Origin of the sequence: Bacillus sp. FSL W8-0640, from assembly GCF_038007725.1 — a bacterium.
Lineage (GTDB): Bacteria > Bacillota > Bacilli > Bacillales > Bacillaceae_G > Bacillus_A > Bacillus_A cereus.
This window is the reverse complement of the sequence record NZ_JBBOXT010000001.1, coordinates 1,084,529-1,101,054: the sequence shown is the minus strand read 5'-3', so window position 1 is coordinate 1,101,054 and position 16,526 is coordinate 1,084,529. Positions and strand designations below refer to the sequence as shown.

Here is a 16,526-nt window from a genome sequence, read left to right as displayed (position 1 = left end):
TTATTTACTCCCGACTACATCTGAAAAGCTCTTTTCCTGCTCTGCATATATAACCGGCACTTCTTTACTCCAATATTTGCGATTAACAAATAAAAAGATAAGTACTAAGTTTAATCCTGTTATAAAAATAATAAGTCCAGGAAAGAATGTCGTATAATTTGAGAAATCGGCAAAACTAATAATTTTTTCTCTACTTATTAGAAAAGACGCACCTATTACAAATGCATTGTTTAACATATGTATTGCAATTGGCATGAGTAAACTTTTCGTACGAATATATACGATTGACAATACGATGCTGAATATGGCTGCACCGAGGAAATCAACATGTAACAACGCAAACAATATTGCTACAACGATGGTCGCTATGCTCGTTCCCCATTTTGTTGCAAAACGTTGAAGTAAAAATCCGCGAAAAACAAATTCCCCGATAATTGGTGCGATGAATACGACCCTAATGACTTGAGATACATATCCCCCAGTACTATCTACAATTGGTTCATGCAGGGCGTTCATAATAAAGTCCGGTGTAATCCATGCAAAACTATACATATACAAAATAAGATACCCGTAACTAAACATGCATAACATAACCGTAATGTATAAAACTTGTACCAAGTTAAATGTTTCATTTTTATTAACAAATAATGAAAATGAAATGTGGTGCTTTCTATACTCATAAGAAATCCATACCATCGGAAGGATATAGAATATAAGGATATTTATAAAAGAAGAATTTTGTATATGAAATATACTTGTTAGCAAATCGCCACTACTTCTCGCTATTAAAATTAATAGTGCAAATACAATTAAAAAATATCTAGCTCGCATCACTTGAAACGGGTTCACACTCATCTCCTCCCCTATGTTACTTTTATCATATCATTTGATTCTTAATTTTTTGCGAAAGAAAACCTTAAAATTTCCTTAAAAATTCCATAAGTTACAAAATGATGATATGATATTCGAGAAAATTAGGAGGGATGTTTATGTACCAAGCAAATATTTTACTCGTTGATGATGAAACAGCAATTTTACAATTACTAACTACCATTCTTGAAAAAGAAGGCTTTTCTCATATTACAACTGCAACATCAGCTGAAATGGCTTTATCTCTAACTAAGCAAAACAATTACGATTTAATTATTTTAGATGTAATGCTTCCTGGACAATCTGGTTTTGATATTTGTCCAATCATTCGCCAACAAACAGATTGTCCAATTTTCTTCCTATCAGCAAAAGCATCTGATTTAGATAAAATATCCGGATTTTCATACGGTGCAGATGATTATATTACGAAACCATTTAATCCATTAGAAGTAGTAGCACGTATGAAAGCACAGCTTCGGAGACATATGAAACAAACCGTACCACACGAACAAAAACCACACTCAATTTCATTTGGAAGATTTGAAATTGATCAGCACTCTGCAGAACTAACAGTAGATGGGCACATTGTCGAATGTTCTGCTCAACTCTTTCAACTACTACTCTTCTTTTGCGAGAATCCGAACTACGTATTTTCGAAAGAGGAAATATATGAAAAAGTTTGGGGAGCACCTGCCTATAATGGCGATGACAACACTGTTATGGTCCACATTCGAAAACTACGTGAAAAAATTGAACATGATCCAAGTAAACCAGAATATATAAAAACTGTTCGCGGGCTTGGTTATAAGTTCGTTACAAAGTAGGGTGACGATATGAATTTTAATAAACGACTTATTATTCAATTTATCATGCAACACGTTTTTGTTTTAGTTACATTACTTATCGCTGTAGTTGCTGCTTTTACTTATTTAATTTTTCTTCTTACTAGTACTTTATACGAACCTAACATTCCAGATTCTGATAGTTTTACAATTTCAAGATACATCTCTTCAGAAGATGGGCATATTTCGTTACAATCTGAAGTGCAAGATTTAATAAAGGAGAAAAATGATTGGCTCCAAGTTGTAGATGAAAACGGAAAAATCCTCTACCACTTTAATACACCAAATGATGTTCCGGATGCTTATACGAAGACATCTTTAGTCGCATATATACAACATCATATCGAAAGCAATTATAAATTTACATATTGGGAAATTGAATTAGAAGAAAAGAAAGCACTTGTTATTTATGGTGGTATGTTAAAAAGCAATGCGTTACTGACAGCAATTCAAAAGGAGCATTCCTCTTTAACGATGGATTCGTTCGCATTAACAGACCAAGAAAAACAGTTACTATCTAAAGAAAAAGCAACACTTCAAATATTTAATCAAAATGGCGAAGAGGTTTTTTCCTATCCAACTGGAAAGAAAAAAACATTTTCAGCAATACAAATTGCCCTTAATGAAAAAGAACCGTGGAATCATAAAGAAAACACGTCTAGCTTTTACGATGCAAATAGTGGCAACCTTCTCGTTGTAACTGCAAAAAATGAGCACTACTATCCAGATGACGAAATTGAAGATGTATTTACTAAGAAGTTTCTCATCGGATGCGGATTAATCCTTCTTATCGTATTTGTTTATTTAGTCATTCTTTCTATTTGGTACGGTAATAAATTCGGAAAACCGTTATTACATGCGATGCGCTGGCTAAAAAATATCGCTGGTGGAAAGTATGAAGAACCTATTAGTAAAAAAGGAAAACCTGTCAGGTTCCGGCGATCTGGTAAAGAAAAATGGTCATTCCGTTTGTTTAGAGATGTAACAAGTTCACTAGAACACCTTTCTATTACACTCAAAAAAAATGATGCGATGAGGCAAGTCCTCCAGCAAACACGAGAAGAATGGATTACCGGTCTAACGCATGATTTAAAAACACCACTTAGCTCTATATATGGCTACGCATTATTACTCGAATCGAATCAATATAACTGGACTGATCGTGATATTCAGCAATTTGGTAGTGTTATGAAAGAGAAATCTCAATATATGACGACATTAATTGATGATTTAAGCTTAACGTATCAATTAAAAAATAACAGCCTTCCTGCCCAACACGTAAACGTTGAAATCAATCAGTTCGTTCAAAAAGTATTATTGCAATTTATTAACAATCCAACACTCCAAAATCAAAATATTGAATTCGTACCGAGCTCAAATAAAATTCAATATTTCATTGAAGAAAAATGGTTCCAGCGTATTATCGAAAACTTACTCGTAAACGCGGTAAAACATAATAACGAAACAACTACTGTCATCGTAAAACTATCACAAAACGCTAATTCCTTTACACTCTCCATTTCAGATGATGGAAAAGGAATGGATGAAAAAACGAAAGAACTTCTATTTGAACGATATTACCGCGGAACAAACACAGAAGAAAGCAACATTGGAACTGGACTTGGCCTAGCCATTACAAAACAGCTCGTTCATGCTCATAACGGGACAATTTCCGTTGATAGTGCACTCGGAAAAGGAACGACGATTATTCTTGTGTTTCCGTTTCGTTCGTAGGAAAGACGCTATGTGGCGTCTTTTTTTCTTTTCTGGGAGAGTTTTGCGGTAATTGAAATTATGCAGATCGTTTTTTTGGGGTGTTTTAGCGGTATATGAAATTATATCAGCGATTTTTTGAATATATCGGCGCAACTCGAATTATATCAGCGATTTTTTGAATATATCAGCGCAACTCGAATTATATCAGCGATTTTCTAGATATATCGACTTACCGACAAAAACCGACAATACTAACCTACCTCCTCTACTACTATACAAAGTAAAAATAACCCTTCATAACTCACTATGAAAGGTCACTCCATATTTCAGCTATTTCCCTACTAACACAAACACATTCTCATCAGGTGCTTCCATTACTGCAACATGTCCTGATTCTGTTGGAAATGGTTCGCGAATCCACTTTACATCTTTATTATCTTTTAAACTCTCATACGTTTGTTGTACATCTTCTACTAATACTTCGACTTCCGTAAAATTAATATCCGGATGATTGCTTATTACTAACTCCGAACTTTTCTCATCTGGAAATTTCAATCCTATTAACGTCCAAATAGCTCCTTCTTCTAGTTCTCTTTCTATCATCCAGTTTTGCTTCATTACCATTTCTTTATAGAAAGAAACTGATCTTTCTATATCTTTCGTATGTATAGATACACATTCTAGTTTTTTGAACATTTTCCCATTTCTCCTTTTATGAAAAAGCGAACCATCTCCCAATGATTCGCTCTTACCCTATTATTTTTTCTTCACCGGTATCCAAAGCTCTACTTGTGCAAACTCACTCTTATCTTCGTGGCAACGCTCATCGTACAGTTCAAACTCTGTAACTCCGCAATGTTCATACCCTGAATGCGGGAACCATTCTGAGAATACTGCATTCCACGTTTGGTGAATAGACGATACCATTTCTTCATGAGGAACTTTCGGCGTTGTAAATACAGCATATGTCGCTGCTGGGAAAGTACGCTTCGCAACTTCGTTTGGTACATTTTCAAAGTCTTTAACTTCCATTCCAATAATATAAGTGAAGTCCCCTGTTTCTAAATTAAAATCAGTACATAATCCAAGCTCTACCCATTGGCTCGTATCTTTACGATTCGGAATCGTTGTGCCAAGATTTTTTTGTAAATATTCTTGCCAAAATACTGGAATGTCTTGATGGTTTTTCCCTTCTTTACTTGTCGTCTTCAGTTCATAACCCGCCACTAAAAATTCTGGTTTATTTACAATACGATATTCCATTTGTATGCCTCCTAAATACGGATTTAATTTTCTTTGCTTTACATTCACTCTGTAATACATCGGTGTTTCGATTTCTTGTTTTCGATATTCACTCGGTGTCATTTGAAATAATTTTTTAAAGGCTCTCGTGAACGTTTCGTGAGATTGAAAGCCATGCTCAAATGCGATATCAATAACTTTTTCATCCGTATGAGAAAGTTGATAAGCTGCCCGGGCTAACCTCCGCTTTCGAACATACTCCATTACTGTATCACCTACTAATGCCTGAAATACACGATGAAAATGCGACTCAGAAAAACCTGCAATACGTGCTAAATTACGCAGCGTCTGTTTTTCCATTACATCTTCCTCAATATAATCAATTGACCTTTGAATTTGTGTTTCATAGCTTTCCATCTCTGTTCACCCGCCTTATATGTATTATGATAAAAGAGAATCCTATCCAATTCTTGACGTTTTTTACTATATTTTAAAAAACAAATGTAACTTTTTTATATGTATTTCGTTGTTATGTATGAAGGGAGGGAAATGTAGTGAAACGCAAACAATCATTAGAAGACATTTACTCCGAGCATATGCAAGATTTATTTCGCTATCTTCTCTCCCTAACCGGAGATTCCCACTATGCGGAAGATCTCATGCAAGAAACCTTTTACCGAATGCTCGTCCATATTGACTATTATAAAGGAGAAGAAATTAGGCCGTGGTTATTTACAATTGCCTACAATGCCTTTATCGATTGGTATCGTAAAGAAAAGAAATATAAAACAACAGAAGTTGCAGAATTCCATTTACCAAACGTTCCAAGTACAGAACATGCATATTTCGTAAAATTTGAGATTGCTAGTTGGTTAGAAAGTTTATCCATTCTTCCGCTCGAACGACGAAATGCCCTGCTACTACGAGATTACTATGGATTCTCCTATAAGGAAATAGCAGAAATGACTGGTCTCTCATTAGCGAAAGTAAAAATTGAATTACACAGGGGACGAAAAGAAATAAAAAGCATAAAGGAGTGATACGGATGGGTTGTACAGAATTTAAAAAACTATGGAAGAAGTATGAAACTGGAACGCTCACGCATGATGAACAAGAACTGTTAGAAAGTCATATTGAGTCATGCGAAGAGTGTGAAGCTTACTTAGATGAGCTGTTAACAAAAACAGAACCAATTAAGAAAAAGTTACCTCCAAAAGATCTTAAAATTCCTTTTTGGAGAATTAAGTGGAAACATCGTTTACAAACGTTTGGTTTTATATTATCAATTTGCATCGTTATCTATATAATCGGCGGGGTATTATCAGCCTTTTATTTTCAATCTAATAATGATAAAAGGCTAAAAGAAATTAGAGAGGTTCCTTCGCTTGCACTTGAAGCAACTATCCCAAATAGCCGCGTTATGGGAGGCGGAACAAGTGTAGAAGCTTTTTTCCGTACGAATAGCCAATTTGATTTAGTAAGAACCATCGGTAAAAAAGAAATGCCCCTCGGTACAATAGAAACAAAAAGCTTCTTATCATCTGTAGATATCACGAAGCAAACTTGGATGAATCCGTTCTATCAACCAAAACTCTTCTTTGTTCATCCAAAAACAGAGCAGGGTGATTATTTAAAGGATTCATCAAAAAAAGTATGGGATACACTTGCAAAAGTACATGATGGAACCGTTGCAGAAGTAGCAATTTCTTTTGATAAAGCTTACACTTTAAAAGAATTAGAACCGCTTTTATATAGCATATTCGAGGCACAAGAACTCCCTCCAACTCCTGTATGGTACGCTTTAGATACAGGACAAGAAAGAAAAAATGTAGATGACTATATCCTACATGGCGGAGAAGCTATAGGGTTTCCAGAACATGTAAGATTCCTCGATAATGAAACTGACGGGCAGAAAACGCAAGAAGACAAAGTAACCGAAATGATGCGCGTCCTTTCTATCCATAAAAAAACGGTAAGCAAAATGGCAGCGCTTTCTGAGAAAGAACTAAACTTAGATAAACGTTATCAATATGTAAAGGATAACGGTGTAAAAGTATACGGAATTGTTATTACTGGCCCATCGAAAGAGTTATTAAAATTACAAAACTCCCCGCACGTACGTTATGCGACTCTTGGAGATATTGAGATTTGGAATTGGTTTGATAATTAATAAAAAAGAAGTAGCGCTCTAAAAAAGATGCGCTACTTCTTTTTTATTCCGAAATCAATTTCACATACATCCCTCTCACCGCTTTTTCATAAGCAATATCACTCATCTGTCTTATGTTTTCTGACACAACAGACGACTGAACGATTTTTCCTTCACGAAGTAACGGCGGATCAATAAGACGCACTTTATTTTTCTGATGTAAATCATAATCGTTTCTATCTTCTTTTACTTTTACATTTCGATGAACTTTGCTTAATAAAGCTTCTACTTCGGGGTCATTACATTGTTGCAATTTCGAAATAAGCTCCTCATCTTCAAGAAGAAAATCATCTGCATGAATAATCCTTTTATGAAGAGCTACCTTTAACGTTTTCGCTAACATATCATTTCCGTAAATATTCATTGGTTCCATAAAGAAATCGATTACTTCCTTGTAATACGTTTCTGTAAACCATTCTGCCATTTCGACACTTTGAACAACCATTTTCCCATCTACAGCGATGACATCTTCTAAAAAACTGTGAACTTCTTCTAAAGAAACATACCCATATGTATACATATCTCGTAATGTATAATCCACTCTGTCTGCGCATAATTCTGGTGCTGACCTTTCGAGTAACGTCCATTTCGAATCATCTAACAAAATATCTTCATAGTTATAACCATACTTCGCAAGGATCGCTGGAATTTCTGAGTTTTTCACAACAGAACTAAATATCTCTTCATGATAACTTTCATCTTCATTATCAAAAACGTAATCAATCACATGGGAAAAAGCAGTATGCGATACGTCATGCAGTAAACTAGCAATCTGTTCTTTTACTGAACCACCTAATTTTTTCACTAATAACATAACACCAACTGAATGATCAAAGCGCGTTACATTCCATTTCTCGTTCATTAAGTAACTTGCGCCATTTTGATGAATACCTTTTAGCCTTTGCATAGACTTACTTGAAATTAATTCTTCTACTACTTGATCCACTTCAAATTCTCCGTATAGTACATCTGATATGATCACTTACAATCCCCCTTTATTTTAATCGAGTCTTATAATCTTATCTCTTTTATGAAATTAGCACCAACATAAATATTTATTGTTATTTGTTTTTATTAAAAAAAATAGAGAGCCATCAGCTCTCTATTTCATAACCCCTATTCAAATGTAACTTCTACCTGCACAATCTCCGACCTACTACCAAGTCTAAGCGGTGGTCCCCAAAACCCAAATCCAGAAGAAACAATTGCGTGGAACGCGCCTTTTTGTGCGTATCCCCAGTCTAGCTCGTACATTCTTCTCGTTACAATATGATTGGGCGCCATTTGTCCGCGGTGCGTATGACCGGATAATAATAAATCTACACCTGCCGCTGCTGCTTGTTTCAACTCAAATGGCTGGTGATCCATTGCGATAACAGGCATCGATTTATCTACCGTACTCATTAATTGTTCAAAGCTTTGACGATCTCGCTCTGTTTTATCTCTTCTTCCAACGAGATAAAAGTCATCTTCAATTGTAATTACTTCATCTAAAAGAATACGAATATCAATCTTATCCATCTCTTGTAAAAACTCTGGAACCGCTCTACCGTAGTATTCATGGTTTCCTAATACGCCATATACGCCTAATGGTGCTTTCATTTGTTTCATGATTGGTCCCATATTCTTTTGAATGAACACACCTGGATGATCATCGATAATATCACCTGGTAGCAAAATAATATCCGGCTCCATCTCATTTACATGACGAACAAGTCTTTTTAAATGCGAAACGCCAGACAGTTTACCGAAATGCATATCAGAAGCCATCGCAATGCGTAAACTTTTACGCCCCTCTACCTTTTTCGGTATGTGCACCTCGTACTTTCTTACTACCGGGCTATACGCATTAAATACTCCATACGCAAAGATAAAGATAAATGCAGCTATCACAGCCGCCCCTGTCCAAATAATTGCCGCTTCTTTCTCTACTGAAAACTGTAAAAGAAAGACCATAATATTAGCTAATGGCAACAGCATAAGCGCATATTGTATAACCGCAAACCAAATCGAACCTATCGTTCGCAGAAATGGCAAAAACTTAAACACTTGCACGAGAATGTACGCATATGAAATAAATGCAACTATAAAAGCATAATATCCCCAAGATTCCCAGCCAAATACCGCATGAAGCCAAACCCAGCCGTTCCAGCCAATGTAAAACATAAGTAGTGTGTATATAATTAATATCGTAAATATATTGAGATAACGAAGATTCTTCACAGCCAGCCTCCTTATTGATTTCTTTTATTATAACTTGTTATGCACTTATAACGTAAATATTAAGCACTTCAATCTTCAGAATAAGAACATTGATAAACATATTGTCTTAAAATTTTTAAGAACGGCTGTAATGGACATTTTTGAGTCTTAAGTGTTGGATGAAATTCTATTATCTTTATCCTTCAAAACTCATCTATGCAATTATGCATAACCATCCATTCCGTTTTATTTTCATGTTACGATATAAATGTAATACGACATATATCGACAAAGATAAAAGGAAGTGATTGTATGAAACGTTCTAAAACATACTTAAAATGTTTAGCATTATCCGCTGTTTTTGCTAGTAGCGCTGTAACTCTTTCAACACCTGCTGCTTATGCTCAAACAACATCGCAAGTTGTAACAGATATCGGACAAAACGCAAAAACACATACGAGCTATAATACATTTAATAATGATCAAGCTGATAATATGACAATGTCTTTAAAGGTAACTTTTATCGATGACCCAAGCGCTGATAAACAGATTGCCGTTATTAATACAACTGGTAGTTTTCTAAAAGCAAATCCTACTATAAGTGATGCACCTATTGATAACTACCCAATCCCTGGCGCTAGTGCAACGTTACGTTATCCTTCACAATATGATATTGCCTTTAGCCTTCAAGATAACAGCGCTCGTTTCTTTAACGTAGCACCTACAAATGCTGTAGAAGAAACGACTGTAACATCTAGCGTATCTTATCAACTTGGTGGCTCTGTTAAAGCTTCTGTAACGCCTAATGGCCCTAGCGGTGAAGCTGGTGCAACTGGTCAAGTAACTTGGTCGGACTCTGTAAGCTATAAACAAACTAGTTATAAAACAAATTTAATTGACCAAACAAACAAAAACGTAAAATGGAACGTATTCTTTAACGGATATAACAATCAAAACTGGGGTATTTACACACGTGATTCCTACCATTCTTTATACGGAAACCAACTGTTTATGTACTCTCGCACATACCTATATGAATCTGATGCAAAAGGTAATTTAATACCGATGGATCAACTTCCAGCATTAACAAATAGTGGTTTCTCTCCTGGTATGATTGCTGTTGTTATCTCTGAAAAAAATACAGATCAATCTAACTTACAAGTCGCTTATACAAAACACGCCGACGACTACCAACTTCGTCCAGGCTACACATTCGGAACTGCAAACTGGGTTGGAAACAACGTAAAAGACGTTGATCAAAAAACATTTAATAAATTGTTCACACTAGATTGGAAGAATAAGAAATTAGTAGAGAAAAAATAAAGAAAACCGAACCTCCATTTAGATGGTGGTTCGGTTTTTATTTAAATTACAAAATCCTCCGGAATAAACACTTTCACTTCTTTCGGCTGTACGTATACGAAATCACCCGCTTGAATGTTCAACTGCTTGAACTGTTCTTTCGTAATTTCTGCTTCTAAATATTCATCTGTTCCGTCTCGTTTTAATTCTACATATACGACAGGTCCGACTGCGTGAGAATAAGATACTTTTGCCGGGATTGCATCTATGCTTTGTTTCGTACGAGAGATTGATAAGTCATGCGGCCTTACGTAGGCTATTCCGTCTACGTTGGAAACGTGCTTATGCTCTGGTGCTTCTAGTTCGACCGATCCTACATTTAGCTTTCCTTTATGAACGCGGCCGTGAAATAAATTTACATTTCCTAAAAAATCGTAAACGAACGGGCTTGCTGGGTTTTCATATACTTCTTCCGGTGTTCCCATTTGTTCAATGCCACCTTCATTCATTACAACGATACGGTCTGCAACGTCTAACGCTTCTTCTTGGTCATGCGTTACGAATACGCTCGTAATTTGAAATTCGTCATGTAATTTTCGGAGCCATCTTCGTAATTCTTTTCTCACCTTTGCATCGAGTGCACCGAACGGTTCATCAAGTAATAAAATTTTCGGTTCGACTGCAAGTGCCCGGGCTAGTGCAATACGTTGACGTTGTCCACCAGATAATTGCGCTGGATAACGTTTAGCAAAGCCATCCATTTTTACGAGCTTTAATAATTCTGTTACCTTTTCTTCTATCGCTTCTGCTGACGGTCTTAAGCTTTTCTTTCTTACTTTTAAACCGAAAGCGACATTCTCAAATACATTCATATGTTTAAAGAGCGCATAGTGCTGAAAGACGAAACCGACTTGCCTGTTTTTCACGTGAATGTCTGTTAAATCTTCTTCATCAAATGAAATAGAACCTCCATCCGCTTCTTCTAATCCTGCAATAATGCGTAATAACGTCGTTTTCCCAGAACCTGACGGGCCTAATAAGGCAACAAGTTCACCTTTTGGAATATCCAAATGAATGTCTGTTAGTGCTTGAAATGTACCATATTGCTTTGATACACCTTGAATTTGAATACTCACCGTAATCCCCCTTATTGTCGTTTTTCCATTCGCCATTCAATCCAGTTTTTTATAACGAGTGTAAACACTGCAATTAATGACATTAACGTCGCTACTGCAAATGCTGCTGAAAATTGATATTCATTGTACAAAATTTCAATATGGAGCGGCATCGTGTTCGTAATGCCACGCACGTGACCTGATACGACAGAAACGGCTCCAAACTCACCGATAGCACGGGCATTACATAGAATCATGCCGTATAAAAGACCCCATTTTATATTTGGAAGCGTAACGCGCCAAAACATTTTCCAGCCACTTGCGCCAAGTGATAAAGCTGCCTCTTCTTCACTTTTCCCTTGCGCCTGCATAACCGGAATTAATTCACGTGCAACGAACGGGAAGGTTACAAAGATTGTTGCGATAATAATGCCTGGTACAGAGAAAATGAGTTTCACTCCATGTTCAAGTAACCATTCGCCAAGAGCACCCCTCGGTGTGAAAAGTAAGACGAATACTAATCCTGCGATAACTGGTGACACAGCAAACGGCAGTTCAATAAGAGAGAGTAATACTTGTTTTCCTTTAAACTGAAACTTTGTAATAAGCCACGCGGCCGCTACCCCAAATATCGTATTAAGCGGCACAACGATTAACGCAACGAGAAGCGTTAATCTAATTGCTGAAAATGCTTCTTGATCTGTAATAGCGGCAATGTATACATCCATCCCTCTTTCAAAGGCTTTTAGAAAAATAGTTATGAGTGGCAGTAATAGAAAGAGAGATAAAAATAAAACTGTAATCGTAATTAATACGCCTGGTACAAGCTTAGATTCTTTTTTAGCTGATACGCTTTTTACAATTTTCTTTTCTAATAATGTTGGTTCCATTTTCTCTCCTCCTATTCACTTTTTAGTTCATGCCTTCTACTCCAGCTTTGAATCATATTAATAAGAAGAAGGAAAAGGAGGGAAATAATAAGCATCACGGTCGCTACAGCTGTTGCCCCCGCGTAATCATATTGTTCTAGTTTCGTCATAATCATCAGTGGTGCAATTTCTGTTTTCATCGGCATATTACCTGCGATGAAAACGACAGATCCGTATTCTCCTAATGCTCTTGCAAATGCGAGTGAAAAACCGGCAAGAAGAGCGGGAAAGATTTCTGGTAAAATGATTTTCACAAATATTTGTAAGCGGGATGCACCTAAACTCGAAGCTGCCTCTTCTACTTCTTTATCAATATTTTGCAGCACTGGTTGCACCATTCGAACGACAAATGGTAAACCGATAAAAGTAAGCGCAACGATAATTCCGAGTGGTGTAAAAGCTACTTTTATATGAAACAGACTAAATATTTTCCCAATCCATCCATTTTCCGCATAAAGCGTTGTAAGTGTAATACCAGCTACAGCTGTCGGAAGTGCAAACGGTAAATCAATGAGTCCATCTAATAGTCTTTTTCCTGGAAATTTGTAGCGTACGAGCACCCATGCTATTAATAAACCGAAAATGGCATTTACAATAGCAGCTGCAAATGAAGTTGTAAAACTAACTTGATAGGAATGCAACACACGCTCGTTCGTTATAACCCCAGCGAACTTCTTCCAACCTAACTGTGAAGTTTGAATAAATACGATAGAAAGTGGTATAAGTACGAATAAACTCATGTACAACATTGTAAATCCAAGCGATAATCCAAACCCTGGTAAAACACGTTTCTTCCTCATCCTCTTTCACCTCATCCCCCTTTAGCAGTACGCATTATTTTTGATAAATTTTATCGAATACGCCGCCGTCATTAAAGTGTTTCTCCTGCGCTTTTTTCCAGCCACCAAATAGTTCATCTACTGTAAATAATTGAACTTTCGGAAATTGAGATGTATATTTTTCTGCTACTTTTTCATTACGTGGACGATAAAAGTTTTTTGCCGCAATTTCCTGTCCTTTTTCTGAGTACAAATATTCAAGATACCCTTCTGCTACTTTTTTCGTTCCTTTTTTATCAACGACTTTATCTACAACCGCTACTGGTGGTTCTGCAAGTACACTAATAGAAGGGGTTACAATTTCAAATTTATCTTTTCCAAGCTCTTTTTGGGATAATAACGCTTCATTTTCCCATGCGATTAATACGTCACCAATTCCTTTTTCAACAAATGTTGTCGTTGCTCCGCGCGCTCCTGAATCTAATACTTCTACGTTTTTATAAATTTGGCTAACAAACTCTTTCGCCTTATCTTCACTATTATTATATTTTTTCAGTGCGTATCCCCACGCCGCTAAATAGTTCCAACGTGCCCCGCCTGATGTTTTTGGGTTTGGTGTAATGACAGACACACCTTTTTTCGTTAAATCATCCCAGTCTTTAATACCTTTCGGGTTTCCTTTTCGAACAAGAAATACAATTGTTGACGTGTATGGAGTGGAATTATTCGCAAGTCGCTTCTGCCAATCTTCTGCTAATTGTTTTTTCTTACTAATCGCATCAATATCATAAGCAAGTGCTAGTGTAACAACGTCTGCTTCTAAGCCATCAATAACAGAGCGCGCTTGACTTCCAGATCCCCCGTGTGATTGTTTTACATTTACTGTTTGCCCGTGCTTCTCTTTCCAATACTTCGCAAAATCTTTATTGAAATCTTGATATAACTCCCTCGTTGGATCATAAGAAACATTTAAAAGCTCAACTGTTTTTTTATCTCCACTTCCTTCAGAATTACTAGTGGATGTTGCCGAACCACACCCTGATAAAAGTACAACTGCTGATAATAAAACACCTGTACTTTTCATAAACGCTGTCTTACCCCACTTTTTCATCGTTAAGCCCCCTTAGTTTATACAATAGAAAAAGGCACACAATATATTCACAAATGTGAACATTGTGCGCCTTCAGTTTATCTGATTAGCTTCTAATGTATTCTATTCGATTTCTTTTCATTTTAATTCTGTAATTCACATGTGTCAACTTGGAATTTGAATTTTCTTATTAAACTAAAATATTGGCATACGTTGAGCCCAATGATTTTTCAAATCAGCAAATTCTTTTGGTAACTTACTATTTTCATTCCATTCTAATTTATATGCATTTACTAACACCGTAGCCATTGATTCACAGTCCACTACTCCATTTTGATTAAAATTACCGTTCTTATCACTTTCAGAGTTCATCCATAATTTCACAAATAAGATATTGCACCCGACGTAAGCGTTAATTTCTTCTGATCTACGTATGTCCCCTCCTTGTTGGTCATATACAGGTTTAAATATATGGCACCACCGCTTAATCAATACAAAAAAAATGAGGCAACCACCTCCAAAGATGGTTGCCTCATTTTTACACTTGCATCGCTTTCTCTCTCAATGCTCTTCTTAACAACTTACCCGTCGTATTCTTCGGCAATTCTATTAAAAACTCAATGCTTTTCGGCACTTTATATTTCGCTAAATGTAACGTACAGTAATGCATTAGTTCTTCTTCTGTTACGTTTGCTTGCTTCAAAACGACGTACGCTCGCACAGCTTCTCCTAAGTTTTCATCAGGAACACCGATTACGACAACTTCCGCTACTGATTCGTGCGTATATAATACTTCTTCTACTTCACGAGGGTATACGTTATAACCGCCAACTAAGACGATATCTTTTTTACGATCCACGATATAGAAGTAACCTTCTTCATCCATTTTCGCCAAGTCACCTGTATATAGCCAGCCGTCTTTCAATGTCGCAGCTGTATCTTCTGGTGCATTATAGTATCCTTTCATAACGTTAGGTCCGCGAACAATTAATTCACCGACTGCGCCGACAGGTACTTCTTCCCCAAGTTCATTTACAATTTTATTTTCTACATGCCAAATATTTGTGCCAATTGATCCTGGTTTCCGAGGACGATCTAGCGGATTGAAACAAGTAACTGGTGATGCTTCTGATAAACCGTATCCTTCTGAAACAATAACGTTAAAACGTTTTTCAAAGTTTTGCAGAAGAGCAACAGGCATCGATGCACCACCGGAAATACAAAGGCGAAGCGTCTTCACATCTTCTGCGCTTGCTTCTTCAAATAAATATAAATAATTGTACATCGTCGGTACGCCAGCAAAGATCGTTGGTTCGTACGTGCGACAAATACGGAATACTTCTTTCGGACTAAATTTCGGTAACATTAAAATCGTTGCCCCGTTCACAATCGGTGCATTTACCGCAACTGTTAAACAGAATACATGGAACATAGGCAGTGCCGCAACAACGCGGTCATCAGCCGTATATTGTAAATACGACGCCACATCGTTCGCATTACTATATAAATTTTTATGTGTTAACATAGCGCCTTTCGGTTTTCCAGTTGTGCCCGATGTGTATAGAATAACCGCTACATCTTCTTCATCTAGTTCAGGACCTTCGTAAGTTGTATCTCCAGTCCCCACAAAACTAGTAAACGTTTTCATTTTTTCGGTTTCTGTATGGTTAAAATCTGATGAGGTTTCGCATATGATGATGTTTTCTAATGAAGGAAGTCTTGTTGTAAGAGATTGTATAACAGGTAGAAGGACGTCGAGTACGATGATTGTTTTTACATCTCCATTTTGTAAAATATAATGCATTTCGTCTGCTGTATAAATTGGATTAACTGGAATAACAGTTGCTCCGGCTTTCATTGTTCCGTATAAACCGACCAAATAATGTGGTGAGTTCCCAACAACTAATGCGACATTGTCCCCTTTTCCAATGCCCATTTCTGCTAAATTGCTAGAAAACCTTGTGACCATTTTGTTTAATTGGTCATATGAGACCGACTGATCCATAAATATATAAGCCGGTTTTTCCCCCTTCTTTTTTGCCGTTTCAGCCAAAGATTGAACGAGATTCACAAAAACCCCACCTTTATAAAATTTAGAATATTTAAAAATTCTAAATTAATTATATTAAAAGAAAATTAAAGTGGCAAGTGATATTCTATTAACTGCATATAGACAGATCACCTTCTCTTAGTTTACTTTGGAAAAATAAGGGGATTTTATTTACAAGTA

General features: G+C 36.5%; 16 protein-coding genes and 1 pseudogene. 6 read left to right on the top strand and 11 right to left on the bottom strand.

Annotation, left to right across the window (positions count from 1 at the left end):
* A complete protein-coding gene (locus N2V80_RS05740) occupies positions 1-849 on the bottom strand; it encodes a CPBP family intramembrane glutamic endopeptidase (protein WP_001067984.1) in 849 nt (282 codons plus the stop codon).
* A 140-nt stretch (positions 850-989) separates the two neighbouring features.
* On the opposite strand from N2V80_RS05740, the gene N2V80_RS05735 reads away from it, so the two are divergent.
* Entirely contained in the window at positions 990-1,694 is a 705-nt protein-coding gene (locus N2V80_RS05735) for a response regulator transcription factor (RefSeq protein WP_000283870.1), read from the top strand.
* 9 nt (positions 1,695-1,703) lie between these two features.
* Positions 1,704-3,446, top strand: coding sequence for a sensor histidine kinase (locus tag N2V80_RS05730; RefSeq protein ID WP_001010440.1), 1,743 nt, complete (start codon positions 1,704-1,706; stop codon positions 3,444-3,446).
* Positions 3,447-3,758: 312 nt separating this feature from the next.
* Here the strand turns inward: N2V80_RS05730 and N2V80_RS05725 are convergent, their stop codons facing one another.
* Both N2V80_RS05725 and N2V80_RS05720 read right to left on the bottom strand, forming a co-directional pair.
* Entirely contained in the window at positions 3,759-4,124 is a 366-nt protein-coding gene (locus N2V80_RS05725) for a VOC family protein (protein WP_061655455.1), read from the bottom strand.
* Between the two features lie 60 nt (positions 4,125-4,184).
* Entirely contained in the window at positions 4,185-5,087 is a 903-nt protein-coding gene (locus N2V80_RS05720; protein WP_061655454.1) for an AraC family transcriptional regulator, read from the bottom strand.
* 137 nt (positions 5,088-5,224) lie between these two features.
* On the opposite strand from N2V80_RS05720, the gene N2V80_RS05715 reads away from it, so the two are divergent.
* On the top strand, positions 5,225-5,710 hold the full coding sequence (locus tag N2V80_RS05715) for an RNA polymerase sigma factor (protein WP_000823979.1): 486 nt from the start codon (positions 5,225-5,227) through the stop codon (positions 5,708-5,710).
* 5 nt (positions 5,711-5,715) lie between these two features.
* Positions 5,716-6,840, top strand: coding sequence for an anti-sigma factor (locus tag N2V80_RS05710; protein WP_061655453.1), 1,125 nt, complete (start codon positions 5,716-5,718; stop codon positions 6,838-6,840).
* Positions 6,841-6,883: 43 nt separating this feature from the next.
* Here N2V80_RS05710 and N2V80_RS05705 read toward each other — a convergent pair whose 3' ends face one another.
* Positions 6,884-7,861, bottom strand: a complete 978-nt coding sequence (locus N2V80_RS05705) for an HD domain-containing protein (RefSeq protein WP_000587072.1) — start codon at positions 7,859-7,861, stop codon at positions 6,884-6,886.
* A 134-nt stretch (positions 7,862-7,995) separates the two neighbouring features.
* Positions 7,996-9,102 carry a metallophosphoesterase gene (locus N2V80_RS05700; protein WP_000793735.1) on the bottom strand — a complete coding sequence of 369 codons (1,107 nt, stop codon included), beginning with the start codon at positions 9,100-9,102 and terminating at the stop codon, positions 7,996-7,998.
* Positions 9,103-9,136: 34 nt separating this feature from the next.
* On the opposite strand from N2V80_RS05700, the pseudogene N2V80_RS05695 reads away from it, so the two are divergent.
* Positions 9,137-9,250 (top strand): annotated as a pseudogene (locus N2V80_RS05695) (TetR family transcriptional regulator); the annotation flags it as partial.
* Between the two features lie 143 nt (positions 9,251-9,393).
* A complete protein-coding gene (gene cytK2, locus N2V80_RS05690) occupies positions 9,394-10,404 on the top strand; it encodes a beta-channel forming cytolysin CytK2 (protein WP_061655452.1) in 1,011 nt (336 codons plus the stop codon).
* 41 nt (positions 10,405-10,445) lie between these two features.
* Here cytK2 and N2V80_RS05685 read toward each other — a convergent pair whose 3' ends face one another.
* From N2V80_RS05685 to N2V80_RS05660, 6 genes are all read right to left on the bottom strand, one after another.
* Entirely contained in the window at positions 10,446-11,519 is a 1,074-nt protein-coding gene (locus N2V80_RS05685; RefSeq protein WP_061655451.1) for a sulfate/molybdate ABC transporter ATP-binding protein, read from the bottom strand.
* A gap of 11 nt (positions 11,520-11,530) precedes the next feature.
* The gene (gene cysW, locus N2V80_RS05680) at positions 11,531-12,388 is read right to left on the bottom strand and encodes a sulfate ABC transporter permease subunit CysW (protein WP_061655450.1); all 858 of its coding nucleotides are present in this window, start codon (positions 12,386-12,388) and stop codon (positions 11,531-11,533) included.
* An 11-nt stretch (positions 12,389-12,399) separates the two neighbouring features.
* Complete coding sequence (gene cysT, locus N2V80_RS05675) at positions 12,400-13,227, bottom strand: sulfate ABC transporter permease subunit CysT (protein WP_001227879.1); 828 nt, start codon at positions 13,225-13,227, stop codon at positions 12,400-12,402.
* A 34-nt stretch (positions 13,228-13,261) separates the two neighbouring features.
* The gene (locus N2V80_RS05670) at positions 13,262-14,317 is read right to left on the bottom strand and encodes a sulfate ABC transporter substrate-binding protein (RefSeq protein ID WP_000758703.1); all 1,056 of its coding nucleotides are present in this window, start codon (positions 14,315-14,317) and stop codon (positions 13,262-13,264) included.
* A 174-nt stretch (positions 14,318-14,491) separates the two neighbouring features.
* The gene (locus N2V80_RS05665) at positions 14,492-14,668 is read right to left on the bottom strand and encodes a hypothetical protein (RefSeq protein ID WP_001999272.1); all 177 of its coding nucleotides are present in this window, start codon (positions 14,666-14,668) and stop codon (positions 14,492-14,494) included.
* A gap of 166 nt (positions 14,669-14,834) precedes the next feature.
* Positions 14,835-16,367: a fatty acid--CoA ligase family protein gene (locus tag N2V80_RS05660; RefSeq protein WP_001055203.1), complete on the bottom strand. Its 1,533-nt coding sequence runs from the start codon at positions 16,365-16,367 to the stop codon at positions 14,835-14,837.
* Positions 16,368-16,526 lie beyond the last annotated feature (159 nt).

Excerpts from the sequence above, each read along its gene's own strand:
- cysW (WP_061655450.1), bottom strand. The coding sequence starts at position 12,388 with ATGGAACCAACATTATTAGAAAAGAAAATTGTAAAAAGCGTATCAGCT.
- N2V80_RS05670 (WP_000758703.1), bottom strand. The coding sequence starts at position 14,317 with ATGAAAAAGTGGGGTAAGACAGCGTTTATGAAAAGTACAGGTGTTTTA.
- cytK2 (WP_061655452.1), top strand. The coding sequence starts at position 9,394 with ATGAAACGTTCTAAAACATACTTAAAATGTTTAGCATTATCCGCTGTT.
- cysT (WP_001227879.1), bottom strand. The coding sequence starts at position 13,227 with ATGAGGAAGAAACGTGTTTTACCAGGGTTTGGATTATCGCTTGGATTT.
- N2V80_RS05735 (WP_000283870.1), top strand. The coding sequence starts at position 990 with ATGTACCAAGCAAATATTTTACTCGTTGATGATGAAACAGCAATTTTA.
- N2V80_RS05725 (WP_061655455.1), bottom strand. The coding sequence starts at position 4,124 with ATGTTCAAAAAACTAGAATGTGTATCTATACATACGAAAGATATAGAA.
- N2V80_RS05730 (WP_001010440.1), top strand. The coding sequence starts at position 1,704 with ATGAATTTTAATAAACGACTTATTATTCAATTTATCATGCAACACGTT.
- N2V80_RS05665 (WP_001999272.1), bottom strand. The coding sequence starts at position 14,668 with ATGAACTCTGAAAGTGATAAGAACGGTAATTTTAATCAAAATGGAGTA.
- N2V80_RS05710 (WP_061655453.1), top strand. The coding sequence starts at position 5,716 with ATGGGTTGTACAGAATTTAAAAAACTATGGAAGAAGTATGAAACTGGA.
- N2V80_RS05720 (WP_061655454.1), bottom strand. The coding sequence starts at position 5,087 with ATGGAAAGCTATGAAACACAAATTCAAAGGTCAATTGATTATATTGAG.